The following is a 24,747-nucleotide window of genomic DNA, read 5'->3' as shown; positions in this document are numbered from 1 at the left end:
TCATTTTCGCCAATGGGTCGGCACGATGATCAGCGCGCCGATAGACGAGATCACCGCATCCAGACCGGGAGGGCCAAAGCTGATCCCGAACATGATGCGGATGAAGTAGAACAGGAACGCCCCGCCCACGCAGATGATGATCGACTGAAGATAGCCGTTATGAGTGAACCCGGTCTGTTCGGACAGATATCCGACGATCCCGGCAATCACGACGGTCCCCATCATCACCATGAACATCGGGCTTCTCCTAGGTCAGGCGGGTGCCGGTGGGAATGGGCCAGCCCCGCAGGAAGGTTTCCCTATCCTGCGCGCCTTTGCCCGCCCGTTGCAAGCGCAGCAGTTCGACCGCGCCCTGACCGCAGGCCACGTGCAGGTCGTTGTTCAGAACCTCACCCGCTGCGCCCTGCCCGTCTGCCAGCCGCGATGCCAGCAGCTTGATGCGCTCGCCATTCATCTCGGTCCATGCGCCGGGAAAGGGTGACAGCCCGCGGATTTGCCTGTCGACCTCAACCGCCGGGCGTGTCCAGTCGATGCGGGCCTCGGACTTGTCGATCTTGGCGGCATAGGTCACGCCATCCTCGGGCTGCGGTTCCGGTATCAGGTCCGGCAGCTTGGCCAGAGCCTCGACGATCAGCGCGGCCCCCATGGCCGAGAGCCGGTCATGCAGGTGGGCGGTGGTTTCTTCAGCCTCAATCGCGGTTGCCTGTCGCAGCAGGACCGGGCCGGTGTCCAGACCGGCCTCCATCTGCATGATGCAGATCCCGGTTTCGGCATCGCCGGACATGATCGCCCGGTGGATCGGGGCGGCACCGCGCCAGCGCGGCAGCAGGCTGGCGTGGATGTTCAGGCAGCCGTGTCGCGGCGCGTCCAGAATGGGTTGCGGCAGGATCAGGCCATACGCGACGACGACGGCGATATCGGCGTTCAGCGCGGCAAATGCGGTTTGTTCGTCAGCAGATTTCAGAGAGGTTGGGTGGCGAACGGGCAGGCCCAGCGCCTCGGCCCGGGCATGAACCGGTGTCGGGCGGTCTTTCTTGCCGCGTCCGGCGGGGCGCGGAGGCTGACAGTAGACGGCGGCGATGTCGTGCCCGGCCTTGACGAGTGCGTCCAGCACCGGGACCGAAAAATCGGGGGTTCCCATGAAGATGATGCGCATCGTTGGCTCCGGCAGTTGGGACAGGTGCCGGTCTGAAGCCCGGCCTACGGATGTCAGGTTTGTTTGCGCGCCTTGCGCAGCAGCATGTCACGTTTGACCTTGCTGAGCCGGTCGAAATACATCCGCCCGTTCAGGTGGTCGATCTGATGCTGTACGCTGGTCGCGTCGATCCCGACGAAATCGCGGCGATCCAGCATGCCATGTTCGTTCAGGAACTTCACGGTCACCGCGCGCGGGCGTTTAATTGTGGCCGAGACGCCGGGCAGGTTCGGGCTGGCCTCTTCATGTTCGCGCAGTTCGATCGAGCTGTGCAGGATTTCCGGGTTTGCCAGACGCACGGCCCGGCCCCGTTCGGCAGAACCGTCAACAACGGCCAGCCGCAGCATCACCCCGATCTGTGGCGCGGCAAGACCGACGCCGGGCATCGCCTCCATCGTGTCGATCATGTCGTCCCAGATGGCGCGGACCTCATCAGTGATCTCGGGCACCTCATCCGCCTTGGTGCGCAGGCGTTTGTCAGGCCATGGCAGGCAGGTACGAACGGTCATGCACGGGCCCGTTCGCGTTTGAGCTTTTGCATCTTGCGGGTGATCATCTGCCGTTTCAGCGGCTTGAGATAGTCGATGAAAAGCTTGCCGTCCAAATGATCGATCTCGTGCTGAACGCAGGTGGCCCAGAGCCCGTCAAAGGTTTCCTGTTGCAGGTTTCCGTCGCGGTCCATCCATGTCACATCGACCACTTTGGGGCGCGTCACCTCGGCGTATTGATCGGGGATCGACAGGCAGCCTTCCTCGTAGACATTGGTTTCTTCCGAGGCCGCGATGACCTGCGGGTTGAACATGATCAGGGGGCGCGGCGCCTCGCCTTCTTCCTTGACGCAATCCAGCACGATCAAGCGATCCAGCACGCCGATCTGTGGCGCGGCAAGGCCAACACCGGGGGCGTCATACATCGTTTCCAGCATGTCATCGGCCAGTGCGCGCAGGTCGTCCGTGAGGTCGGCCACGGGGGCGCAGACCTTCTTGAGACGGGGGTCGGGATAGATCAGGATGTTACGTTTCATGAGGCTGATTTAGGGCATCGTGACCCGCGCCGCAACGCCCCCCTTGCACCTGCCTGAATTGCGGTTAGCTTTCGACCATCAGAATGGAGCTGACATGACTTTCAACGACCAGATCGACCGCCGGGGCACCAACAGTACCAAATGGGACAAGATGGAGATGCTGTACGGTGTCTCGCCCGAGGACGGGCTGGCCATGTGGACAGCCGATTCCGATTACCCGACGGCCCCCTGCGTGATCGACGCGTTGCGCAAGGCCGCAGATCACGGCGTGTTCGGGTATTCCTGGGCGCACCCGGAGTATCTGGCCTCGGTCCAGTGGTGGATGAAAACCCGCCACGACTGGGAGATTGACACGGACTGGGTTCTGACCACTCAGGGCTTGGGCAATGCAATCGCCCTGTCGCTGGATGTCTGGACCGATCCCGGTGATGGCATCGTGATCTTTACCCCCGTTTACCATGAGTTTGCCCACAAGGTGAACAAATCGGGCCGCCGGGTCGTGGAATGCCCTTTGGTGCGGGACGGGGAAAGTTATGGCCTTGACCTGGAAGATGCGCAGTCGCGGCTGGACGGGTCCGAGAAGATGTTGCTGTGGTGTTCGCCGCAGAACCCGTCGGGCCGGGTCTGGACGCCGGAGGAACTGCGCGCTGTGGCCGCATTTGCCGAGCGCAACGGGTTGATCCTTGTCTCGGACGAGATTCACCACGATCTGGTCTATCCTGGTGCCAAATTTGTGCCGATGGATGTGGCAGCCCCGGATGCGCGGCCATGGACGGTGACGCTGACTGCGGCATCGAAGACCTTCAACATCGCCGGGCAGCGGACCGGCAACATGATCATTCCCGACACCCAACTGCGCGAAGCGATGAAGCATCGGCTGGCAACGCTGGATTATGGCCCCAGCGCGTTGGGTGTGGCGATGATCACCGCCGCCTACAGCCCGGCTGGCGCGGAATGGGTGGATGCCCAGATCGCGCATCTGGACGGAAACAGGCATCTATTCGACCAGACCATCGCCGAGATTCCAGGCCTGTGGTCGATGCCCTTGCAGGCAACCTATCTGGCCTGGGTCGATTTTTCCGGCACCGGCATGGATCACGCTGAATTTGTCCGCCGATTGCGCGAGGACGCGCGGATTGCAACCTCGTCCGGGCCGGGCTTTGGCACTGGCGGAGAGACCTTCGAACGGTTCAACCTGGCCACGCAACGGGCGCGGGTCGAGGACGCCTGCGCGCGACTGAAAGGGGCCTTTGGTGACCTGCAATAATCCAAGCGGTGGCTGGGTTGGCTGGCCTCACAATGGACCGCGCCTGTTGGCCGGGCGCGGACCCCATGGCGAAATCCATAGCGATAGCCAGTCCTACGGCATGGTGGGCGTCACCCTGACCGAATCCGGCACGATGAAAATCCGAGCCTAGTCTTCGTATCCCAGCAGTGCGATGGGCGCATCCGGGGCGCGATAGAAATCCAGCGGTGCCTTGTCATGGGCGGCTGTGCTGCGCTTGAATTCATATCGCATCTCGCCGCCTTCATCCTGATCGGCAATGATCAGGCATTGATACAGAAGATTGGCCCCGTCATAGATATCGACCAACCCGCGCAGACGCGGTGTCGTTTCCGCCTCAACCGTGAAACCATCTTTCCACAATTTGAGAATTTTATAGGTATTGTCGCCCATCTGGACACGAAGGCGACTGGCCTTTTTCAATGTGGCGATTCGGGCGGCGTCCAACTCGGCGCGTATTTCCTTTGAAACATAAGTACTCATTAAATCATTCCCCCGCTAATGACCTCTATTGTGCGGGAACTGTTGTAAAAATCCAGTGAACGCGTTCACGCAACAGGCTGTGCCTGCGGTTTGTTGCACAGAAATCCCATCATTGCCTGTGCGCGCATGCAGGTCTTGTGCGCGGGCAAATGCATAGGAACAGGCGGGGCTTGGACCTATCTTTGGCCAAACGCCTATGCGGAGGATGAGATATGGGCCTGCTGGTCGATGGAAAATGGCAAGACACCTGGTATGACACCAAATCCACGGGTGGCGCATTCAAACGCAGCGCGGCGCAGTTTCGCAACTGGCTGACCGCCGATGGCCGCGCGGGACCGTCGGGCAAAAGCGGGTTCCGGGCCGAAGCCGGGCGGTATCACCTGTATGTCAGCCACGCCTGCCCCTGGGCGCATCGCACCTTGATCTTTCGCGCGTTGAAGGGGCTGAGCGATCTGGTTTCGGTCTCGGTCGTGCATCCCGACATGCTGGGTCACGGCTGGACCTTTGAGGCGGATGATCACGGTGCCACGGGTGACCGTCTTTACGGGCTGAGCTATGCACATCAGATCTATACCAAGGCGGATCCGTCCTATTCCGGTCGCGTCACAGTGCCGATCTTGTGGGACAAGGCGCAAGAGACCATTGTTTCGAACGAAAGTTCGGAAATCATCCGCATGTTCAATTCGGCCTTCAACGACATCACTGGCAATACGGACGATTACTGGCCCGAGGCGATGCGGGACGAGATCGAGGAGGTCAACGCGCGCATCTATTCAGATGTCAACAACGGCGTCTATAAGTCGGGTTTTGCCACCTCGCAAGCGGCCTACGACGCCGCCGTGGGCCCGTTGTTCGACACGCTAGACTGGCTGGAGGAGCGTCTGGCGCGGAACCGGTATCTGATGGGGGACCGGATCACCGAGGCCGATTGGCGGTTGTTCACAACCCTGATCCGCTTCGACCCGGTCTATCATCTGCATTTCAAGTGCAACAGGCAGCGCCTGATCGATTATCCAAACCTATGGGCCTATACGCGGGAGCTGTATCAATGGCCCGGTGTCGCCGGGACCGTGAACATGGATCACATCGTGCGCCACTACCACTACAGCCATGACAGCATCAATCCGCACCGCATCATTCCGGTGAACCCGGTGCTGGATTACATGGAGCCGCATGGGCGCGATCAGCGCCCGGCGGCGTAATGTTCGACCATCGCCGCCAGATCCTCTGGCGGCGTTTCGCTTTGGACATAGGCACAGGCATTGGGACTGTGCGCAAATATCGACCCGTCGGAAAAGAAGGTGGTGTTGGTGACAAAAATCACCCGTGCCTCGGGGCGGCGATAGCTGGCAAAATCGGCCACAGCCAATGCGCTTCCGGTTTCCAGAACCAGATCCAGCACGATGATATCAAAATCCGTGCCATAGAGCGCCAGAATGGCGGCCTCCTGAGCGTCAACCAGCGTGACTTCGGCGTCTTGCCGCTCCAGATGTCTTTTCCAGACCCGACCAAGGTCGGGGTTACTCTCAACAATCAGAACTTTCATTTGCAACAACCTCGGCACTTGGTATGGTGAGTGGTGCCGACCCCCGTGGTCCGTGATCTCGTTATTTCCTTAACAAAGTGTTAACAGCAGCCGCACGCTTGCGTGTTCGGGCGGATTTGCTTGTGTAAATGGCAAAAATCCGCTTGAAGCACCCCGAAACCGGTCAATCCCCGCAGAGAGAGCAGATGAGTACACTTGATCACGGCTTGGACCCCCGCGCAGTTCGCGACCACGGCGGGGGGCTGGACAGGGCGATTGTCAGGTATGGCGGAGCGCGTGCAGATTGGATCGATCTGTCGACCGGAATCAATCCGCATCCTTACGCCGTTGCGGGCCTGACCGCCGGGGATTGGGCCGAATTGCCGGATCACGGTGCCTTTGAACGGCTGAGTGATGCAGCCCGCAGGTTCTGGAACGTGCCGCAGGGGGCTGCAATCCTGCCGGCACCCGGTGCATCGGCTGTCATCTCTCGCATTCCGGCGCTGGCCGCGCCAGGGCGTGTCCAGGTCACGCCGCCCACCTATAACGAACACGCCGCCGCCTTTTCGGCGCAGGGGTGGCGTGTTCAGCCTGAGGGCGCGGCTGACGCCCGCGTGATCGTGCATCCCAACAACCCGGACGGGCGTATCTGGCAGGAAAGCGACGTCTCGGCCCCGCTGACCGTGATCGACGAGAGCTTTTGCGATGTCATGCCAGAGGTATCGTTGATCCATCTGGCGGAACGTCCCGGCGTGATCGTGCTGAAGAGCTTTGGCAAGTTCTGGGGGCTGGCCGGGATGCGGCTTGGGTTTGCCATCGGGCGGCCTGAACTGATCAACCGCCTGAACGACCTGACCGGACCCTGGTCGGTGTCCGGCCCGGCCCTACGGGTTGGGACACAGGCCTTGTCGGACGATGACTGGGCTGATGCCACGCGCGCGCGACTGGCGGATGAGGCGGCCCGGCTGGATGCGCTGATGCTGACCAGGGGCGCGGATATTGTCGGTGGCACCAGCCTGTTTCGTCTTTATCGGGTCGATGACGCCTCGGGGTGGCAGGACCGGCTGGCCCGCGCCAATATCTGGAGCCGGATCTTTCCCTATTCGGAAAGTTTTCTGCGTCTGGGTCTGCCACCAGAAAAGGGGTGGGACAGGCTGGAGGCCGCACTGTGAGCCCTGCCCTGATGCTGGTCTGCGCCCTGTGTCTGGACGCGGCACTGGGAGAGCCCGACTGGCTCTGGTCCCGCGTCAAACACCCGGCGGTGGTGATCGGCAACCTGATCGGCTGGCTGGACAAACGCCTGAACCACGGGCGCGGTCGGCGACTGAAAGGGGTGGCGGTGCTTGCCCTTCTGATCTGCGGCGCATGGGGCCTTGGGTGGGGTCTGTCCCAGCTGGGGCCGGTGGTTGAAATCCTCGGCTGTGCGATCCTGCTGGCGCAGAAGTCGCTGGTTGCCCATGTCCGCGCGGTTGGTGACGGGCTGCAAACCTCGCTGGAAGACGGGCGGGCGCAGGTGGCTATGATCGTCTCGCGCGACACGCAGGACATGACCGGGGCACAGGTGGCACGTTCCGCCATCGAAAGCGCGGCAGAGAACCTGAGTGACGGGGTCATTGCCCCTGCCTTCTGGTTTCTGGTCGCGGGGCTTCCGGGGTTGCTGGTGTACAAGGCGGTGAACACCGCCGACAGCATGATCGGCTATCGCACCGAAACGTACCGCGATTTTGGCTGGGCTGCGGCCCGGTTCGACGACCTGCTGAACCTGATCCCCGCCCGCCTGACCTGCGTGATGATCGTGGCGCTGTCCGGCCAATGGTTGCGCTGGCGCGAGATTGCGGGGGATGCCCGGCGGCATATCTCGCCCAACGCCGGCTGGCCCGAGGCCGCCATGGCCCGCGCCCTGAATGTCGCGCTGGCGGGGCCGCGCAGCTATGATGGGCAGGTGCGCGACCTGGCCTGGGTCAATGGAGACGCCCCGCGCGAGATCGGCGCATCAGAAGTTTTTCGCGCATGTGACATGCTCTGGCGGGTTTGGGGGCTTGCGCTTGGGCTCGTGTCAGTGTGGGTTGGGGCCGAACTGATATTCTGACGGACCTTTTCATGCGTATACTCTCTGGCCTGATCGCCGCTGCCCTGTTCACCTCACCTGCGCTGGCGCAATGTGGCGGTGGTTTTAATTCCTTTGTCAAAGGGCTGAAGGCCGAAGCCGTGCAGCAGGGTTTGGACAAATCAGCAGTGAACGGGTTTTTTGACGGGGTGCAGCAAGACAGCGCCGTGCTGAAGGCCGACCGGGCGCAGGGCGTTTTTCAGAAGCCCTTTGTTGAATTTTCCCGTCGTCTGATTTCGCAGAACCGGATCGAGCGCGGGCAAGCGATGTCGCGTAAGTACGATGCGGTCTTTGATCGGATTGAGCGCGAGTATGGCATTTCCCGCGGGGTGCTGCTGGCCTTCTGGGCATTTGAAACCGATTACGGATCGTTTCAGGGCGACTTCAACACCCGCAACGCCTTGGTGACGCTGGCCCATGATTGCCGCCGCCCGGAACTGTTCCGGCCACAGATCTTCGCCGCCATCGAGCTGTATCAGAACGGTGATTTCGACCCGGCCCGCACCACCGGCGCATGGGCCGGAGAGATCGGCATGGTGCAGATGCTGCCGCGTGACATACTGGAAAACGGCGTCGATGGTGACGGTGACGGGCATGTCCGCCTGAAAAGCTCGGCCCCTGATGCGCTGATGTCGGGGGCCAGAATGCTGTCTCATCTGGGATGGCGCGCGGGTGAGCCGTGGTTGCAGGAGGTCACCGTGCCCGCGCAGATGGACTGGTCCCTGTCCGGCCCCGGCAAACCGCGTTCGGTGGCGGAATGGCAGGCGATGGGCGTAGAGGCGCGCGGCGGGTCCTTGGCCAACCTGCCCGCCTCGCTGATCCTGCCACAGGGGCGCAACGGGCCTGCCTTTCTGGCCTACCCGAATTTCGATGTCTATTTCGAATGGAACCAGAGCTTTGTCTATGTTCTGACCGCCGCTTATTTCGGAACGCGGCTTGAGGGCGGCCAGATCTATGACGCGGGCAATCCCGCGCAGGGCCTGAATGGCGCACAGATGAAACAGTTGCAGACCAAGCTTCAGGCCAAAGGATATGATGTGGGCAAGATCGACGGGATCCTGGGGTCAGGGACGCGAGCTGCGACGCAGGCGGAGCAGAAACGTCTGGGCCTGCCTGCGGACGCATGGCCAACGATGGAGTTGCTGGGAAAACTCTGATCCAGCGGCCCGCACTTCTATGGTATGACGCAAAACCCGAAGATTATTCGACGATATCAGCGCCGTCACCGCTGATTATGTGACCGGATATTTTTCGGGGTCAATTCCATGTCTGTGACAGACAATATCGATGTAACTTCCCTTTGGAGGAATACCGCCGAACTTACTGCGAATACCACTGCGGGTTTCGCCCTGGAAGTGATGAAACCGGGCCCAATCGGGTTCGTAGTCTTCAATGTTCTCGACCGGGTCCAGAAACCCGCGACGCGGCCAATATAAATGCCAATGCTGGCCTCGGTCGATTTCACCGGTGACCCCCAGCGCCCAGCGGGTCACGCTTGGGCCGGTTGTCGTCCACGGAAGGTCGTAGAGCGTGAGTGTCTCGCCCGCCTCATAGCGTTTGACCAGTTTTTCAATGTGATCACTGCCCAACCAAAACGGGATCGGGACTTCTGATTCAAGGAAATTCAGGATCAGCTTCAGTGCCAGAGAATTTTTGGGAAGACGCAATACGCAGTTGTTCATCGCCTTATTGCGCCAGACGACACCAAACAGATAGTCCGGTGGAACATCCAGCGGCCGGATGCAATAGATATCCAGATCAACCCACACATAGTCGGTTTTTTGCAGCATGTGGATCCGGAAGATGTCTGAATAGACCGCCATCCGTCGTCGGCCACCGGTCAGGTTTTCGGTGGTTTCATCTGTATAGATTTCGCGGGCATCATGAACAACGACGCCGTCGGGAACATCTATGTTCAGATCCAGCACGTACAGGTGGAAGACATAGCCATGATCCAGAAAGGACTGAATGCATACTCTTTCAACGCAAGATAACGGCGAGCCAAACCAGAAACTTGCAACTTGAAAATCCAAAACAGCACCTCTTGCCCAAAGCCGAAACGGGATCGCTGCTGCACTAACGAAGCGGTACGTGGCTCGTCAACCGCGGCTGCTGTTTTGGCGCGACTTACCCTGCCTTGCGCCAGCGCGTTGTGTCGAGGTGCCCACAGTTTGGTTCTGGCCCCTCATTGGGCGCGTATATTTGCGTTGTTCCCGGCATGGCCGTTGACGTCTGCCGCGGGTTCAGATTGCTGCGCGGGTTGGTCCATTGCCAACATGGCTGGCCCAAATTGTGACTTCTTTATTTGGGCCGCACCGGGTACCTATCCCCTTTCTGATCAATCAGGATCAGCCGCTCGCCACTGTGGACATACAGGTCGCAGCGGCTGAACCCGTTGCGATACGCGATGCAGACGGAACCGTCATCGGCGATGGAGTAGGTTCCGAATGCAGACCCCCCGCCCGCGTAGGTATAGGAATAGGCGCCCCCCGCCGAAAACTTGGCCTGACCATCATCGTAGAAGGTCAGCGTCTGACCCGCGAGGGCGTCAAGCTCGGCCACTGTCAGCGGGACATCGCCGGGTTTGACGGGCCATTCAGCGGCGACAACCGGAGTGGCGGCGACGAGGGCGGGGATCAGGAAACGCGTCATGAGGCCAAGGTAGCGCGTTATGCCTGCAATCATCATAACGTTGCGGTGAGCGGTCAGGCCACCATCTGCTCGGCCTTTTTCAGGTCGACCGAAACCAGCTGGCTGACGCCCTGTTCCTGCATGGTGACGCCGAACAGACGATCCATGCGCGCCATGGTCACCGCGTGGTGGGTGATGATCAGGAAACGGGTGTCGGTCTGGCGGCACATCTCGTCCAGCAGGTCACAAAAACGCGTCACGTTTGCATCGTCCAGCGGCGCGTCGACTTCGTCCAGCACACAGATCGGGGCCGGGTTGGCCAGGAAAACGCCAAAGATCAGCGCGGTCGCTGTCAGGGTCTGTTCGCCGCCAGACAGCAGGCTGAGGGTCGACAGCTTCTTGCCCGGCGGCTGGCACATGATTTCCAGCCCCGCATCCAGCGGGTCGTCGCTTTCGACCATGACCAGATTGGCCTCACCGCCGCCGAACAGATGCTTGAACAACAACGCGAAGTTCGAGTTTACCTGTTCAAAAGCGGTCAGCAGACGTTCGCGGCCTTCGCGGTTGAGGCTGGAGATGCCGCTGCGCAGGGCTTTGATCGCCTCTTCCAGATCGGCCTTTTCACTGCTGAGCGTGTCGAATTCTTCCTGAACGTCCTTGCTGTCTTCCTCGGCCCGCAGGTTCACTGCGCCCATGGCGTCACGCTGGCGCTTGTGGCGGTTCACTTCGGCCTCCAGCGCATCCGCGGCGGGCATCTGGTCGGGGTTTACGTCCAGCTGGTTCAGCAGCTGGTTCGGGGTCAGTTGCTGGTCTTCGGCAATCCGTTCTGCCGCCGCAAGCACGCTTTCCTTTGCCGCGTCACTGCGCGCCTCGGCTGCGGCGCGGTTTTCGCGAGCTTCCGAGGCCAGGCGTTCCGCCTCACGCTCGGCCATCACCACTTCGCGCAACTGTGTTTCTGCTTCGGCCAGCTTGTCGGCGGCGTCGGCCCGACGGGCTTCGGCGGCTTCGATCAACTCGTTCAACTCTTCCCGCGCCTCGGCGATTTCGCCGGGGACGGCCATGGCCTCGGTCAGTTCCTCTTCCGAGCTTTCCTTGCGCTCGGCCAGTTCCGAAATCCGTTTCTCTGCCGTTTCCAGACGGTGCCGCCAGCCGCTGAGATCCTTGGTGACCTCCTGCGTGCGACGGGTACGGGCATCGCCTTCACGGCGCAGCTCATCATGGGTCGAGCGGTGGGTCAGCATGGTGATCCGCGCCGCCTCGACCGTCTGTTTGATGTCCTCAACCTCGGCGCGGGCGCTGGCAAGATCACCCAAGTCGTTCAGCGCCGCCTCGGCCTCGCGCAGTTGCACGCGGGCGGACATGGCATCTTCCTTGTGACGGTCCACGGCGAGGGCCAGGGTTTCCAGCTTGCCCTGCGCGAGGTTGCGATCCGCCTCGGCGCGGCTGAGCTGGCGTGCGGTTTCGGCCATGCGCTGATCAGCGGCACGACGGGCTTCGCGCGCGCGGCGGTCGGCCTCGGTCACGTCCGCCAGTTGCCGCGACAGGGTTTCATGCGCGGCGCGGGCGCCGTCGGCCTGCGCCTCGGTGCGGGCCAGTTCCTGTTTTAGCGCCTCAAGCTTGTTGAGCTGCTCCAGTCGCAGCGCCGCCGCACTTGGCGCATCCTCGGCCCAGGCGCGGAACCCATCCCAGCGCCACAGGTCGCCCGAGCGCGACACAAGACGCTGGCCCGGCTTCAACGACGCCTGCAACCGCGCGCCCTGATCCGCATCGACCAGCCCGATCTGCGCGATGCGACGGCTGAGCCTGTCCGGCCCCGACACGTGCAGCGCCAGCGGGTCGACCCCATCTGGCAAGGGCTGATCGCTGTCATACCCTGCCACCTGAACCCAGCCGGACGGGCCGTCACCTTCGACCAGCGGTGCACGGAGGTCATCGGCAAGCGCAGCACCCAGAGCCTTCTCAAAACCCGGTTCCACGCGCAGCAGGTCCATCACCTGCCCGCCTTCGGCCGTGTCGCGTTCCACCAGCTTGGCAAGCGCGGTGGTTTCGGCGCGAATTGCACCCAATTCGCCTTCGGCCTCGGACCGTTGCGCGCGTGCCTCGGCTTCGCGGGCCTGCGTTTCATTGCGCAACTCATCTGCGGCGGCCAGCGCCTCTTCGGCGGCCTCGGCGGCTTCGCGGGCTTCTTCCTCACCCTCCTGCGCGGTTTCGAACGCCTCGCTGGCACGGGTCAGGGCTGTTTTGGCCTCATCCACCGCCAGCCGGGCTTTTTCCTCTTCCCCCTCAGAGCGGGCCAGCGTCTTGCGGCTGTCTTCGACCAGACGCTGCGCCGACTGGTGACGGGCGACAAGACGCGCCATATCTTCGGTCTGCTGCGACAGGTGGTCTTCGCGGTCCTGAAGGATCGAAGCCGCTTCGCGGGCAATTTCTGCGGCTTCCGCCACCTTTGCGTCATGCCCTTCGGCGGCCTTGGCCAGTTCGCGGGCTTCCCATTCCAGCCGTTCGATCATCTGGCCCGCATCGCGGTTCAGGCCGGTTTCCCGGTCGATATCCTTGCCGAGCTGATGAATGCGGCTGGTCAGTGTTTCAATGGTCTGGCGCGCGCGGGTTTCCTGATCGGTCAGTTGATCGCGCTGCACCTGCTGGCGTTGCAGGACAGCGGCGGCGATGGCCTCTTCCTCGCGCAGAGGGGGCAGGGTTTCTTCGATCCCGGCCCTTTTTGCTGCTGCGGCGCGGGCTTCGGCCTCGGCGCGGGAGGCCTCGGAAATCCGGGCCCGCAGCTTGTCTTCAGCCTGCTGGCGGGCCATGTCGGCCTCTTTCCAGCGGCGATAGAGCAGCATTCCCTCGGCCTGACGCAGCTGTTCGCCGATTTCGCGATAGCGTGCGGCCTGACGGGCCTGACGGGCCAGTTGCGCAAGCTGCCCGCCCAACTGCTCGAGCACGTCATCGACGCGGGTCAGGTTGGACTCGGTCGCTTTCAGCTTCAGCTCGGCCTCATGCCGGCGTTGATACAGTCCCGAGATCCCGGCGGCCTCTTCCAGAATGCGACGGCGGGCGCGGGGTTTGGCGCTGATCAGCTCGGCGATGCGGTTCTGCCCCACAAGCGCGGGGGAATGGGCACCAGTCGAGGCATCCGCAAACAGCATCTGCACGTCGCGTGCGCGCACATCCTTGCCGTTGGTCTTGTAGGCGCTGCCGACATCGCGGGTGATCCGGCGCACGATTTCAAGCTGGTCGGTGTCGTTGAACCCCGCAGGCGCCAGACGTTCGGAATTGTCCATGGTCAGGACAACTTCGGCGAAATTGCGGGCGGGCCGTGTGGCGGCGCCAGCAAAGATCACATCCTCCATCGCGCCGCCGCGCATGGATTTGGGGCGGTTTTCACCCATCACCCACCGCAAGGCTTCCAGAAGGTTGGACTTGCCACAGCCATTCGGACCCACCACACCGGTCAACCCGTCCGCGATGATCAGATCGGTCGGATCAACAAAGCTTTTGAAGCCGGTCAGTTTGAGCTTGCTGAAACGCAATGGCCGCGTGTCCCGTGATTCCTATGAATTGAAAGTCTGCGCAAGGGATGGGGTCCGAGTCAACGCAGTTGCGCAGGATATGGGAGATCAGTGCAAGTTATCCACAACATCTTGCCGAAATGTGCAGGAACACGCGTATGTCAGTATGGGCTGCATTCGAAGACCTGATAGCCGCTGTCGCCCCCGACATTTTCATAGATACCATAGTCGATACATTCATACCGGGGCGTCGAGACAGCGGTCAGCAACAGCCGTTCCCCCGCCTCGCGGTCACACCCCAGTACACCAACCGTGACAGCCGCGTCACCCAGCACGTCGAGGATCGGGCAGCCTGAAACCTGCGCCATGGCCAGCGCGGCGCGATCCCGAACAGGGCCAAGCCGCGGGGCGTATTGCGCGTTGATCCGCACCGCCTCGGCCAGATCGCCGCGCACGCGCACGTCGAACACACTACCGTTCACCGCCACGCGGGTGGCCGGAACGTCGCGGAAATGCGGGGTCCCGGCGGCGCAGGCGGCCAGCAGGAGCGGAGCGAGAAACCGGATCATGCCGCAGAGTTGCAGCAATTTGGTTAACAGAACCTTTCTGGACGTCAGGCGCGCAGAACTTCGCCTAACCGGCGGATACCTTCGCGGATCGTCGCCTCGTCCGAGTTCGAGAAGCTGAGCCGGATCGTGTTTGCCCCGCTGCCGTCTGGGAAAAACGCCTGCCCCGGCACAAAAGCCACTTTCACCGTATCCAGCGCATGCGCCAGCAGGTCAGACCCACTGATCCCGGCGGGGAGTGTCACCCAGACGAACATGCCGCCTTCGGGGCGCGTCCACGCCACCCCGTCAGGCATGTGCTGTTGCAGCGCATCCAGCATCGCATCACGGCGCGCGCGGTAAGTGTCGCGCACTTTCGGGATATGGGTGTCAAAGCACGCTTCCGCCACCTGATGCACGGCCATCTGGTTGATGGTCGCCGAATGCAGATCCGCCGCCTGTTTCAGCAGAACCATCTGCGAGATGATCGGCTTGGCCGCAACCACCCACCCCATGCGCAGACCCGGTGACAGGGTTTTCGAGAAGCTGCCACAATAGATCGTCCGGCAGTTTTCGATCGACCCCTTTCGTGCCTGTTCCAAAGCCAGGATCGGCGGGATCGGATCACCGTCATAGCGCAGTGCCTGATAGGCGCCGTCTTCGATCAACGCGCAGTCCAGTTCGTCGGTCAGTTCCAGCAAGGCCTCACGACCCGGGCGGGTCAGGGTTTCGCCTGTCGGGTTGGCAAAATCGGGCGACAGATAGGCGAATTTCACGGCGCCATCCCCTGCCGCAGCTCTGAATTCATCGGCCCCCTTGTTGCCATTAAGCCGGTCAAAGCGCGGCTCATACGCGTTGAACGCGGCAAGAGCACCCAGATAAGTGGGCCACCCGACCAAGGCCGTGTCGCCGGGGGACAGGAACAGCTTGCCCAGATAATCCAGCGCCTGCTGCGAGCCCGAGGTGATCAGGACGTTGTCCATGTCACATTCCACTCCGATCTCGCGCATGTGCTGCACCAGCCACCGGCGCAGGGGGGCATAGCCTTCGCTGACCGAATATTGCAGCGCCTGCGCCTGCATGTCCGGCCCCAATGCCTGCTGAAACGCTTGCGCGAAAGCCTCGGCGGGAAAAAGCGCGGGGTCCGGAATGCCACCGGCAAAGGAAATGATGCCGGGCTGATCGAGCAGTTTCAGCAGCTCGCGGATTTCTGACGCCTTCATCCGGGAAGCCCGGGTGGCAAACAAAGGGTGATGGGACATGAGGCTCCTCCGATCTCATTTCGGCGCAGCCTATGCTTTCTCAAATTAAAGTCAACACTTCTGACCTAATATTTCAGCGGATGTGACCGGGTATTCTTGAACAGCCCCCCTGTCCATGGTCAAATGAGTTGACCAATTTCGGAACGGACCATGCCATTTCAGAAAGTTCAGACGGAAAAACTGTCACTTGCGGTCGTTCGCCAGATCGAGCTGTTGATCCTGCGCGGCATCCTGCGCCCCGGGGAGCGCCTGCCGCCCGAGCGTGAGTTGGCCGAACGGATGGGTGTGTCGCGCCCGTCCCTGCGCGATGCGGTGTCCGAGCTTCAGGAACAGGGGTTGCTGACAACAAAAGCCGGCTCCGGGATCTATGTGGCCGAGGTTTTGGGCTCGGCCTTTTCGCCGGCGCTGATCCGGTTGTTCAGCAGCCATGACGAGGCCGTATTCGATTACCTGTCCTTTCGCCGCGACATGGAGGGGCTGGCGGCGGAACGGGCCGCGCGGCTGGGATCAGAAAGCGACCTGAAGGTTGTTCAGACGATCTATGACAAGATGCGGGCAGCCCATGACCGGAACGCTGCGGACCAAGAGGCGCAGCTGGATGCCGAGTTTCATATGGCCATCATCGAAGCCAGCCACAATGTGGTGATGCTGCATATGATGCGGTCAATGTATGACCTGCTGGTGCAGGGTGTGTTCTATAACCGGCGGACAATGTTCCGGCAGCGCGCGACCCGCGAGGCCATTCTGGACCAGCACAGCACTATCAACGCGGCCCTTCAGGCCCGCGATCCGGCAGCCGCACGTCAGGCCGTCGAAACGCATCTGAGCTTTGTCGAACGCTGCATGATCGATCAGCAGAAGGCCGAGCGGAACGAGGCTGTTGCGCAGCAAAGGTTGCAGCACGAAACCCGTCAGGCCTAGCGCTTTCCAAGTGCCCTCAGGGATCAGGCGGCCCCGGTCTCGGGCTGGATCAGGTGTGACGGGAAAGGTGCGCCGCTGCCTTCGCCCAGATCGTCATTCGGGGCGATGGTTGTCAGGGCCGGGTCGATGAACAGCCGCGCGCCCCGGTCCCTGAGGTGTTTGTGCAGCATCACATGTTCGCACACGAGGTCGCCTTTTTCATCCCGGCAGGAATAGCGCAGGCCACGCAAGGCGCGGGTCTTGTACAATCCTGCACCGCCAAAGGCGCTGTCGACCGGTATCAGGGGCATATCGGACGGAATGTGGTACTGGCGGTCGAAAACTGCTGATTTCAGCAGAACTTTCCGCCACTTACGGCGCCCGAACAGGGGCTTGCGCGTTGTCCGAATTCTTTGCCAGACGTCTTCGTCACACCAGCCCGCACAGCGCAGAGCATAGATATCGTAATAGGCCGGTTTGGAATTGGCAAAGACACCTTCCCAGCGTGGTACGGACCGTTGTGCAGCCGTCAGAACCGTCTGAGCGTCCAGACAGACATTCGGCCCGTTCAGATCAAGCACCAATGTCAAGTCGTGACCGCTGTCGCGTTCTTCCAGCCTGCTGAGGACAGCGTTTCTGGCCGCCGTGATCCGCTCGACCCGGTCTGGCAGTCTGGAGGCCAGACCGTCCATGCGGACAAGGTCCACTTTCGGGTCGCGGCGCGCGAATTCGGACAGAACCCGATCTGTGCGATCAGTATTGTCGTTTGTCGCGATGGTCACGGAATAACGGTGCAAGCGGGTGGTCAGGTCTTCGATCCTGTTGATGCTTTCGATCAGCGCGGCCCCGCCGTTCCTGACCACCCCAACAATATTCATCGAAACGTCTTCGCCTGCCACGGCCCGTCTTTCCCTGTTCTTTTTGCACCCGTGGATCCCGAAGGGGACCTTCAGACCCTCAGAAGGGTACAGAATCCGGGTGATGTTGTGGTCAATACAATCAGCCCCGTCACCAAAACAAAAGACCCGACAGCGCAATGCTCTCGGGTCATCTGCGTTTTTTACCTGTCGGTGTCCCCGTCAGTGCAGCTTGGCGCCCACATCTGCGATCGAGGCCTCGATCAGCTTGTTCGCCTGCGCGGCTGTCATTTGCTTGGCCAGAACCGAGCTGGCGGCGGCAATCGCAACCGAAACGGCCTGATCGCGCACGTCTTTAACGGCAGAGGCTTCGGCCGAGGCAATCTGATCCTGCGCAGCAGCCAGACGGCGTTCAATCGACTTTTCGAGATCGACCTTCGCCTGGTCCGCAGCCAGAGCCGCGTCCTGTTTGGCCGCCTCGACTATCGCGTCGGCCTGTGCCTGCACTTCACGCTGCTTGCGCTCGTACGAAGCCAGCAGGCTGCGTGCTTCTTCATGCAGGGCGCGGGCTTCGTCCAGCTCGGCCTTGATGCCTTCGGCACGGTTGTCCAGCGCACCGCCGATCATGCCCGGCACCTTGAAGTAGAACAGGACCGCGATGAAAACGATGAAGCCCAGAAGGACGACAAAGTCAGTATTGCCAAGCGAGAAGAACGGACCGCTTGCAGCCAGCGCGGGGCTGGCGGCACCAACGGTCAGGATAAGGGCAAGAGTGTTCCGCATGTCACTTATCCTTTCATCTGCGCGTCAATGGCACTGTCGATGGCTTTGGCATCCGCCTCGCCGCCCAGCGCGGTGACCAGTTCAGCCGCCGTATCCTTGGCGACCACTTGAATGCTTTCCAGCGCACCGGCACGGATTTCGGCAATTGCCTTTTCCGATTCAGCCGCCTTTGCAGCGATTTCCGCATCCGCCCTGGCAATCGCATCATCCAGACCAGCCTGGATTTCTGCGCGTGCTTCGGCCGCGATACGCTGCGCTTCGGCACGGGCATCGGCCAGCGCCTTGTTATAGGCCTCCTCGGCCTCGACCGCTTTGGCCTTCAGATCTTCGGCCGCAGCCAGGTCATTTGTAATGGTCCCCCGGCGCTCGGCCAGGATTGCCGCGATGCGGGGCAGAGCCACGCGAGACAGGACCAGAAAGATGACGACCAGCGTAATGACCAGCCAGAAAATCTGGTTGGGGAACCAATCGAAGCAGAGCTGCGGCATCCCGATGGCAGAGCCATGCGAGTCGACGCACGCGCCAACTACTTCTTCGCTAATGGGTTCAGTCGCCATGATGTCCTCCGTCGGAACGTTGTCTTTACAACAGGTGGGCCGCTATGGCTTGGACCCACCTGCGCGTAAGGATCAGGTTCCGCAGATTAGACGGCGAACATCAGCAGCAGCGAGACCAGGAATGCGAAGATCCCCAGGGCTTCTGCGAATGCGATACCGATGAACAGGGTTGCGGTCTGCGAAGCAGCCGCCGAAGGGTTGCGCAGGGCGCCGGCCAGGAAGTTGCCTGCAACATTGCCCACCCCGATTGCGGCTGCGCCGGAACCGATTGCTGCCAGGCCTGCGCCGATGTGTGCGAGATCGCCTTCCATGATGTATCTCCTTACGAATTGGAAGTTTCGATGTTGGGTTATCGGACCTTAGTGCGAAGGATGCAGCGCATCTTTCAGATAAACACAGGTCAGAATGGTGAATACGTAGGCCTGAATGAAGGCCACAAGGACCTCGAGACCATACATTGCGGTGATCGCCAGAACCGACACGGGCGAAATCAGGGAAATTGCGGCAAAGCCCGCAAACACCTTGATCACCGCGTGGCCCGCCATGACGTTACCTGCAAGACGAATGGAGTGGCTGACGGGGCGCACGAAGTACGAGATCAGCTCGATAATCGCCAGAATCGGGCGCAGCGCCAGCGGCGCGCTGGAGACCCAGAACAGGCCCAGGAACGCGGCACCGTTCTTGACGAAACCCAGAATGGTCACGGTCAGGAACACGGCCAGCGCCAGCGGGATGGTCACGGCGAAATGCGATGTGGTGGTGAACGAGGTCGGGATCAGGCCCAGGAAGTTTGCGGTCACAATGAACATGAACAGGGTCATGACATAGGGGAAGTACTTGACACCGTCCTTGCCGCAGATGTCTTCCAGCATCTTGTAGATGAAGCCATAGGCCAGTTCCGCAATCGACTGCATCCGGGTCGGGACGATGGCGCGCTTTGATGTGCTGAGAACCAGCAGGCCAAAGATCGCCACGATGGCCAGGAACAGCCACAGGGTCACGTTGGTGGGGGTGTACCAGGCAATCTCGCCACCGAACAGCGGCTTGACGATGAACTGGTCCATCGGGTGAAACACCAGGCTGCTGGCTTCTGCTGCGTGGTCTGCGCCTTCGGCGCCGTGTGCTGCGGTGGTCTCGCTTGCCACGTTCAGTCCCTCTCGTCCTTTTCGGCCTGCATATGGGCCGCTTGTTTATCTTGAACCTCTTTCGCGCTGCGGAGCATAACCTTCACGCCCGCGACAAGGCCCAGCAATGTGAACAACACCAGAAAGATCGGGATCGTCCCGAGCAGGCTGTCCAGCCCGTATCCGATGCCAAATCCGATCCCAAGACCGGAAACCATTTCGATGACCATCCTCCAGGCAAGCTCGCCCCCGGATATGTCACTGTCAGCGCGGGCAGCCGGCTTTCTGGCCTTTTTCGCCGCGTCGATCTTGGCCTCAAGCTGCGCCATACGCTGCTTTTGGTCGTCATCGGTCACGGACGGAATCCTCGCGCTGTCTTGCGCATGGTGCTAAGGCGCGAAAGGCGCAGAGTCAACGGCGTTGATGGTGTGAAATGACGCAGGTTAGTGTGTTGTTTTTAAACTGTTATTACTGGTTAACTCGTCCAGCCAGATTGCTTGCCCATTCCCTGAACGGCAACAATCACCCAAAAACCCATATTCAACCTTTTGGTTGATCTTTGTGCGTGCGCTGAGGCCACAGGTGTCGAACAAGACGTCCGTCGATCAGCAAGAGCCCGGCAAAAATCGCCGCCATGCCCATCAAATGTTCGGGTTGCAGAGTTTCCCCCAAAACCCAGGTTCCAAGTATCAGGGCGGAAACCGGTGCGATCAGCGTGACGGTCGAAATGTTGGTTGGCCCGACTCTGGGCAGCAACCAGTAGAAGGCAATGAAAGCGGCCGAGGTCAGCACAAAACCGATCATCAGCAACGAAAGCCATGTTTCAGTGTGCTCGATCACCGGCAGGCCTTCACGCCAAAGCGCCAGGGGTAAAATCGCCAATGTCGCTCCTGTCAGGGCAAGGGCGACCAGCACCACCGGCTGCATGTCACGGAAGGCCCGCGCAATGTTGACGGAAAACGCGTAACAGATCGGCGCGCACAGGGTCAGCAAAACCGCCCAGAACTGAGAGGTTTGGCCATTGTGCAAAATCGGGACGGACAACACGACAATCCCGATGAAGCCGCACAACACACCAAGGGATTTCAACAGCGTCGCACGCTCGCTTCCCGGCCAGAAATGCGAAACGATGACGGCAAAGGCCGGTGTTGTCGCATTCACGATCCCTGCCACGCCGGACGCGATATGCTGCTGCCCAAGCGCATAGAACGCAAATGGTGCTGCATAGCTGAGCGCCCCGAACCCCAGCAGACCGATGGCGCGCCCGAGTGTCAGGTGAACCGGCATGCGGGCGGCAATCACATAGATCCAACAGCCCAGCGCCCCAAATGCAACACGCCCCAATGACACGGATAGCGGTCCAAGTTCGCGCAGCAATATGGCGTTGAACATGAAAGACATGCCCCACCCGATGCCAAGGACGCAGATCACCAGCCAGTATTTCAGCGCCATAGCCGCCCCCCTTGCGCATCACCGCTGCACAGTGACGTGATGGGGGAAATTGTCAAACGGGTTCTCGCCCATTAGGAAAGACCCATGTCCAACGATCTCGACACCGTGTTTGCGGCCCTTGCCGACCCCACCCGCCGCACCATTCTGGCGATGCTGCTGGAGGACGATATGGCCGTGACGGATGTGGCCGAGCCGTTCGAGATGTCGCTGGCGGCGATCTCGAAACATCTGGTCATCCTGACCAAGGCCGGGCTGATATCACAGGAAAAGCGCGGCCGGGTGAAATGGTGCAAGCTGGAACCCGACGCGCTGCGCACCGCTTCGGTCTGGATGCAGGGGTTCGGTCAGTTCGAACCCATCAACCTGGATGCGTTCGAACGGTTTCTGGAAGTCGAGCTTCCGACCTCGGACGAGGCCTAGCGCACCACAAAGACCGACATGCTGGCATGTTTGGCCAGATATCCGGCGTGGCTGGAAAAGATGTAATCGGTGATCCGGGGCGCATGGGTGCCCACGATGATCAGGTCTGCACCGATCTCTTCTGCTGCGCGGGTCAGGTCGCTGTCCACTTCGGCAGCAACATCGACCGAGTGTATCTTGCGCACCGCAACTTCGGCCGCGCCTTCTGATGCAAGCTGTTCGGTGAAGTCGGCCAGTTGCTTGTCTATCTCGGCCTCGGTTTCCGAGGATGCACCCATATGGGCCCCGCTGACACTGACCAGAGTGATCTTGGCGCCTTGCCATTTCGCCACCTGCGCGGCGACATCTGCGGCCTTGCGAACCTCGGGCGGCAGATGGCGGTCAATCGGCAGCATGATATGTTTGAACATAATCTCCTCCTTTTGTCCGCTTTCCAAGGTAGTCCTGAGACCAAGGGCCTACCTTGATCTGGCTCAACAGATTCTGCTTTTGGAATTCGTGGGCAATCTGTACCGGTTTCAGATCGGGAGCGGCCTTATTCAGTTGCCCGGCGTTGAGGGCTGGGGCGCGGGGCCTCTTCTTTCAGCAGCATCAGCAGGGCAATGACCGTCAGCGCCACACCGCCCAGGATCAATCCCGTCGGGACAGGTTTGCCCAGCGCGATTTCCCACAGGATCACCCAGCTTGGCACCAGATAGGTATAGGCCATGACCTTGGCCGACGGCAGCCGAAGCGAGGAGAATTGCACCAGAACGAAACTAGCCGCTGTTGCGAAGAATGAGATATAGAACAACCCGATCCAGACGATGGCGGGAAGAGCTGCCCAATCGGTCGCCTTCAGGTCGGACCAGCCGAACAGGACCAATAACAGGCACCCGGCAACCAGCGTTCCGAACGTGAACACGACGGCAGGTTCTCCGCGGTTCAGCCTGCGGATCATGGGGGTGTAAATCGCGTGCGCGACACATCCCCAGAAATAGATGATCTCGCCCCCGCCGATCTGGAAGGCGCGGAACATCTGCCAGTCGGCCCGAAAGATCACCCATAGCGCCCCAATCGCACCGATGGTCAGGGCCATTGCCATGCGCGGCGTGGTGATCTGGCGCAGCAGGACCCAGCCCGCAATGGCCGAGACAACGGGGGTCAGGGTGAAAACCGCGGCAGCGCTGACCGGCGGGGCGGTTTGCAGCCCGTAAAACATCAGGACAAAATAGGTGGCGAACAACCCGCCCAGCACCAGATACCGCCAGGGCGCCTGTGCGGCACTGCGGGGCAGACCGGTTGTCGCCAGTGCCGCCACACCAATCACCACAGCCGCAATGGCAAAGCGCACCGCGTTCAAGGCCGCCGGAGCAATTTCGTTGGCAATCATCGACCCCAGCGAGAAGCTGCCTGCGACAAGGGCCGAAAAGGCCAGCATGGCCAGATGGCCACGCATCTGCGGGTTCATGGACACCAGCCTTTGGAGGCTTCTTTCAGAAAACTCAGGAACGCTTGCACCTTGGTCGTTCGGTGCAGGTCCACATGGGTCACCAGCCACAGGTTGCCGAACCATTCCGGAAGCGGGTCGATCACTTCGACCAGAGTGTCATGACGGGCGGCCTCCCAACGGGCCATAAAGCCGATACCGGCCCCGGCCAGAACGGCCTCGCGCATACAGAAATTGTTGGTGCAGCGAAAGGTGATGCGGTCGGCGGATACCGTGTTGCGCAGCCACCGGGTGAACGGCGCACGGCTGCTTTCATCGTCAGAGCTGACGAAGTGGTGGTTTCCGAAATCCTCGATGCCCGAAGGTTTGCCGTGCCGTTCGATATACGAAGTACTGGCATAGAGGCCGACTTCTTCCTGCCGGAAAGGTTGCACAACGTTGTCGGGCTGATCCGGGGCCGATCCCGCACGGATTGCAACATGCGCCTCGCCATATTCCAGCCGGAACAGGCGGTCTCCGGTCAGGTAGCGCACGATCAGCTCGGGGTGCATCTTTTGAAATTCGGTCAGCGTCGGCACCACCAATGGCGCGATGGAGCCCAGCGACGTCACCACCAGTTCGCCCGATACATCGTCACCGCGCCCCTTCATCCGGCCGACAAGCTGGTTGAACTGGTCTTCGGTAGCCTGCGCCACGCGCAGCAAATCGTCGCCCGCTTCGGTCGGGGTGTATCCCCGCGCGTGGCGCTGGAACAGTTTGACACCCAACCGGGCCTCGATCGCGTCGATGTGGCGGATCACCGTGGCGTGGTGCACGCCCAGAACCTCGGCCGCACCGCTGACGGTTCCCATGCGTGCCACCTGATAGGCGGTCCTCACCTCATCCCAATTGTCCATCGTCACACCGTTCTGTGCAATTTCCAACAATAACTGTTGATGTATCCGAGTTTTGTTCGCAAACGCAACAGCCATATTGGGATCAGAACAAGATTACCCTGACCTTAAGGACCCAGAAAATGGCTAAAACCATCCTGCATATCGACGCCTCTGCCCGCCGCGTTGCTTCGACCACCCGCGACCTGTCTGACAGCATCGTCCGGCAGTTGGGTGCGGACCGCATCATCCGCCGCGACCTGGCTACCCCCCTGCCCCTGCTGACCGAAGACTGGATCGCCGCCAACTTTACCCCTGCCGAGCAGCGCGACGACCTGCAGCGCGACCGGCTGGCCCTTTCGGACGCGCTGGTGACCGAATTGCAAGAGGCCGATACCATCGTTATCGGCCTGCCGATCTACAACTTCTCGGTCCCCGCTGCATTCAAGGCCTGGATCGACCTGGTCGCCCGCGCGGGCCTGACCTTTTCCTATTCGGAGAACGGCCCAAAAGGGTTGCTGGAGGGGAAACGCGCCATTCTGGCAATCGCGTCGGGCGGTACTGCCGTCGGATCCGAGATCGACTTTGCCACCAACTATGTGCGTCACGTTCTGGGCTTTATCGGCATCCATGATGTAGCGGTCATCGCTGCGGATCAGATGGCGGTGAACCCCGAAGCCGCGTTGGAAAGCGCCAAAAAGGCGGTGACAGAACTGGCGGCCTGATCGCCTCTGGTCATTGAGCCCTGAAACGTCCAGTCTGCTGGTCAGATGGAACTGGCGGACTG

General features: G+C 61.1%; 30 protein-coding genes. 9 read left to right on the top strand and 21 right to left on the bottom strand.

Annotated features, from left to right (window positions below; all coding sequences use genetic code 11):
* The 4 genes from ACR0EK_RS13405 to def (ACR0EK_RS13390) are packed head-to-tail and all read right to left on the bottom strand — an operon-like array spanning position 1 to position 2,219.
* Positions 1-237, bottom strand: a complete 237-nt coding sequence (locus tag ACR0EK_RS13405) for a hypothetical protein (protein WP_267364066.1) — start codon at positions 235-237, stop codon at positions 1-3.
* Between the two features lie 10 nt (positions 238-247).
* A complete protein-coding gene (gene fmt / locus ACR0EK_RS13400; protein ID WP_480914549.1) occupies positions 248-1,156 on the bottom strand; it encodes a methionyl-tRNA formyltransferase in 909 nt (302 codons plus the stop codon).
* 53 nt (positions 1,157-1,209) lie between these two features.
* Positions 1,210-1,704 (bottom strand): peptide deformylase, encoded by a 495-nt coding sequence (gene def, locus ACR0EK_RS13395; RefSeq protein ID WP_209506187.1) that lies wholly within the window; start codon positions 1,702-1,704, stop codon positions 1,210-1,212.
* Positions 1,701-2,219 (bottom strand): peptide deformylase, encoded by a 519-nt coding sequence (gene def / locus ACR0EK_RS13390; protein ID WP_209506185.1) that lies wholly within the window; start codon positions 2,217-2,219, stop codon positions 1,701-1,703. The genes def (ACR0EK_RS13395) and def (ACR0EK_RS13390) overlap by 4 nt, the downstream gene beginning before the upstream one ends.
* Before the next feature lie 94 nt (positions 2,220-2,313).
* Between def (ACR0EK_RS13390) and ACR0EK_RS13385 the strand changes: the two genes are divergently transcribed.
* Positions 2,314-3,486 (top strand): MalY/PatB family protein, encoded by a 1,173-nt coding sequence (locus ACR0EK_RS13385; RefSeq protein ID WP_480900377.1) that lies wholly within the window; start codon positions 2,314-2,316, stop codon positions 3,484-3,486.
* Positions 3,473-3,637: a hypothetical protein gene (locus ACR0EK_RS13380; RefSeq protein WP_480900376.1), complete on the top strand. Its 165-nt coding sequence runs from the start codon at positions 3,473-3,475 to the stop codon at positions 3,635-3,637. Before ACR0EK_RS13385 ends, ACR0EK_RS13380 begins: the two co-directional genes overlap by 14 nt.
* Here the strand turns inward: ACR0EK_RS13380 and ACR0EK_RS13375 are convergent.
* Complete coding sequence (locus ACR0EK_RS13375) at positions 3,634-3,987, bottom strand: hypothetical protein (protein WP_209506181.1); 354 nt, start codon at positions 3,985-3,987, stop codon at positions 3,634-3,636. The genes ACR0EK_RS13380 and ACR0EK_RS13375 overlap by 4 nt on opposite strands.
* A gap of 212 nt (positions 3,988-4,199) precedes the next feature.
* Here ACR0EK_RS13375 and ACR0EK_RS13370 point away from each other — a divergent pair, with 212 nt between their 5' ends.
* Entirely contained in the window at positions 4,200-5,189 is a 990-nt protein-coding gene (locus ACR0EK_RS13370; protein ID WP_480900374.1) for a glutathione S-transferase family protein, read from the top strand.
* Here the strand turns inward: ACR0EK_RS13370 and ACR0EK_RS13365 are convergent.
* Complete coding sequence (locus tag ACR0EK_RS13365; protein WP_209506176.1) at positions 5,171-5,533, bottom strand: response regulator transcription factor; 363 nt, start codon at positions 5,531-5,533, stop codon at positions 5,171-5,173. The genes ACR0EK_RS13370 and ACR0EK_RS13365 overlap by 19 nt on opposite strands.
* A gap of 185 nt (positions 5,534-5,718) precedes the next feature.
* On the opposite strand from ACR0EK_RS13365, the gene cobD reads away from it, so the two are divergent.
* Genes cobD through ACR0EK_RS13350 form a run of 3 tightly spaced genes read left to right on the top strand, consistent with a single transcriptional unit; the run spans position 5,719 to position 8,776 of the window.
* Entirely contained in the window at positions 5,719-6,684 is a 966-nt protein-coding gene (gene cobD, locus ACR0EK_RS13360; protein ID WP_480914554.1) for a threonine-phosphate decarboxylase CobD, read from the top strand.
* On the top strand, positions 6,681-7,601 hold the full coding sequence (gene cbiB, locus ACR0EK_RS13355) for an adenosylcobinamide-phosphate synthase CbiB (RefSeq protein ID WP_480900371.1): 921 nt from the start codon (positions 6,681-6,683) through the stop codon (positions 7,599-7,601). Before cobD ends, cbiB begins: the two co-directional genes overlap by 4 nt.
* Positions 7,602-7,612: 11 nt before the next feature.
* On the top strand, positions 7,613-8,776 hold the full coding sequence (locus ACR0EK_RS13350) for a lytic murein transglycosylase (RefSeq protein ID WP_480900370.1): 1,164 nt from the start codon (positions 7,613-7,615) through the stop codon (positions 8,774-8,776).
* A gap of 75 nt (positions 8,777-8,851) precedes the next feature.
* Here the strand turns inward: ACR0EK_RS13350 and ACR0EK_RS13345 are convergent, their stop codons facing one another.
* The 5 genes from ACR0EK_RS13345 to ACR0EK_RS13325 all read right to left on the bottom strand — a co-directional run bounded on the left by ACR0EK_RS13345 (position 8,852) and on the right by ACR0EK_RS13325 (position 15,566).
* Entirely contained in the window at positions 8,852-9,652 is an 801-nt protein-coding gene (locus tag ACR0EK_RS13345; RefSeq protein WP_480911298.1) for a hypothetical protein, read from the bottom strand.
* A 268-nt stretch (positions 9,653-9,920) separates the two neighbouring features.
* Positions 9,921-10,271 carry a hypothetical protein gene (locus tag ACR0EK_RS13340; protein WP_480900366.1) on the bottom strand — a complete coding sequence of 117 codons (351 nt, stop codon included), beginning with the start codon at positions 10,269-10,271 and terminating at the stop codon, positions 9,921-9,923.
* 53 nt (positions 10,272-10,324) lie between these two features.
* A complete protein-coding gene (locus ACR0EK_RS13335; protein ID WP_480900365.1) occupies positions 10,325-13,780 on the bottom strand; it encodes a chromosome segregation SMC family protein in 3,456 nt (1,151 codons plus the stop codon).
* A 140-nt stretch (positions 13,781-13,920) separates the two neighbouring features.
* On the bottom strand, positions 13,921-14,328 hold the full coding sequence (locus ACR0EK_RS13330) for a hypothetical protein (RefSeq protein ID WP_480483776.1): 408 nt from the start codon (positions 14,326-14,328) through the stop codon (positions 13,921-13,923).
* 44 nt (positions 14,329-14,372) lie between these two features.
* Entirely contained in the window at positions 14,373-15,566 is a 1,194-nt protein-coding gene (locus ACR0EK_RS13325) for an aminotransferase-like domain-containing protein (RefSeq protein WP_480483777.1), read from the bottom strand.
* A gap of 150 nt (positions 15,567-15,716) precedes the next feature.
* On the opposite strand from ACR0EK_RS13325, the gene ACR0EK_RS13320 reads away from it, so the two are divergent.
* Positions 15,717-16,487 carry an FCD domain-containing protein gene (locus ACR0EK_RS13320; RefSeq protein ID WP_480487174.1) on the top strand — a complete coding sequence of 257 codons (771 nt, stop codon included), beginning with the start codon at positions 15,717-15,719 and terminating at the stop codon, positions 16,485-16,487.
* Between the two features lie 23 nt (positions 16,488-16,510).
* Here the strand turns inward: ACR0EK_RS13320 and ACR0EK_RS13315 are convergent, their stop codons facing one another.
* From ACR0EK_RS13315 to ACR0EK_RS13285, 7 genes are all read right to left on the bottom strand, one after another.
* Positions 16,511-17,344 (bottom strand): hypothetical protein, encoded by an 834-nt coding sequence (locus ACR0EK_RS13315; RefSeq protein ID WP_480911289.1) that lies wholly within the window; start codon positions 17,342-17,344, stop codon positions 16,511-16,513.
* A gap of 201 nt (positions 17,345-17,545) precedes the next feature.
* The gene (locus ACR0EK_RS13310; RefSeq protein ID WP_480507355.1) at positions 17,546-18,106 is read right to left on the bottom strand and encodes a F0F1 ATP synthase subunit B; all 561 of its coding nucleotides are present in this window, start codon (positions 18,104-18,106) and stop codon (positions 17,546-17,548) included.
* Positions 18,107-18,111: 5 nt separating this feature from the next.
* Positions 18,112-18,663: a F0F1 ATP synthase subunit B' gene (locus tag ACR0EK_RS13305; protein WP_209506152.1), complete on the bottom strand. Its 552-nt coding sequence runs from the start codon at positions 18,661-18,663 to the stop codon at positions 18,112-18,114.
* A gap of 86 nt (positions 18,664-18,749) precedes the next feature.
* Positions 18,750-18,974: a F0F1 ATP synthase subunit C gene (locus ACR0EK_RS13300; RefSeq protein ID WP_005981269.1), complete on the bottom strand. Its 225-nt coding sequence runs from the start codon at positions 18,972-18,974 to the stop codon at positions 18,750-18,752.
* A 48-nt stretch (positions 18,975-19,022) separates the two neighbouring features.
* Positions 19,023-19,808, bottom strand: a complete 786-nt coding sequence (locus tag ACR0EK_RS13295) for a F0F1 ATP synthase subunit A (RefSeq protein ID WP_480538728.1) — start codon at positions 19,806-19,808, stop codon at positions 19,023-19,025.
* A gap of 2 nt (positions 19,809-19,810) precedes the next feature.
* The gene (locus ACR0EK_RS13290) at positions 19,811-20,143 is read right to left on the bottom strand and encodes an AtpZ/AtpI family protein (protein ID WP_480559645.1); all 333 of its coding nucleotides are present in this window, start codon (positions 20,141-20,143) and stop codon (positions 19,811-19,813) included.
* Positions 20,144-20,327: 184 nt separating this feature from the next.
* Complete coding sequence (locus tag ACR0EK_RS13285; protein ID WP_480900364.1) at positions 20,328-21,239, bottom strand: DMT family transporter; 912 nt, start codon at positions 21,237-21,239, stop codon at positions 20,328-20,330.
* Between the two features lie 84 nt (positions 21,240-21,323).
* Between ACR0EK_RS13285 and ACR0EK_RS13280 the strand changes: the two genes are divergently transcribed.
* On the top strand, positions 21,324-21,659 hold the full coding sequence (locus ACR0EK_RS13280) for an ArsR/SmtB family transcription factor (protein WP_480483782.1): 336 nt from the start codon (positions 21,324-21,326) through the stop codon (positions 21,657-21,659).
* Here the strand turns inward: ACR0EK_RS13280 and ACR0EK_RS13275 are convergent.
* From ACR0EK_RS13275 to ACR0EK_RS13265, 3 genes are all read right to left on the bottom strand, one after another.
* Complete coding sequence (locus ACR0EK_RS13275) at positions 21,656-22,069, bottom strand: universal stress protein (protein ID WP_267367733.1); 414 nt, start codon at positions 22,067-22,069, stop codon at positions 21,656-21,658. The two genes, ACR0EK_RS13280 and ACR0EK_RS13275, sit on opposite strands and share 4 nt — an antisense overlap.
* Before the next feature lie 125 nt (positions 22,070-22,194).
* Positions 22,195-23,109 (bottom strand): DMT family transporter, encoded by a 915-nt coding sequence (locus tag ACR0EK_RS13270; protein WP_480559641.1) that lies wholly within the window; start codon positions 23,107-23,109, stop codon positions 22,195-22,197.
* Complete coding sequence (locus ACR0EK_RS13265; RefSeq protein WP_209506137.1) at positions 23,106-23,984, bottom strand: LysR family transcriptional regulator; 879 nt, start codon at positions 23,982-23,984, stop codon at positions 23,106-23,108. The genes ACR0EK_RS13270 and ACR0EK_RS13265 overlap by 4 nt, the downstream gene beginning before the upstream one ends.
* A gap of 119 nt (positions 23,985-24,103) precedes the next feature.
* Here ACR0EK_RS13265 and ACR0EK_RS13260 point away from each other — a divergent pair, with 119 nt between their 5' ends.
* A complete protein-coding gene (locus tag ACR0EK_RS13260; protein ID WP_480487184.1) occupies positions 24,104-24,685 on the top strand; it encodes an FMN-dependent NADH-azoreductase in 582 nt (193 codons plus the stop codon).
* Positions 24,686-24,747 lie beyond the last annotated feature (62 nt).

This window comes from Ruegeria sp. AE4, assembly GCF_056542185.1.
This window is presented reverse-complemented; position numbering and strand designations above follow the sequence as displayed.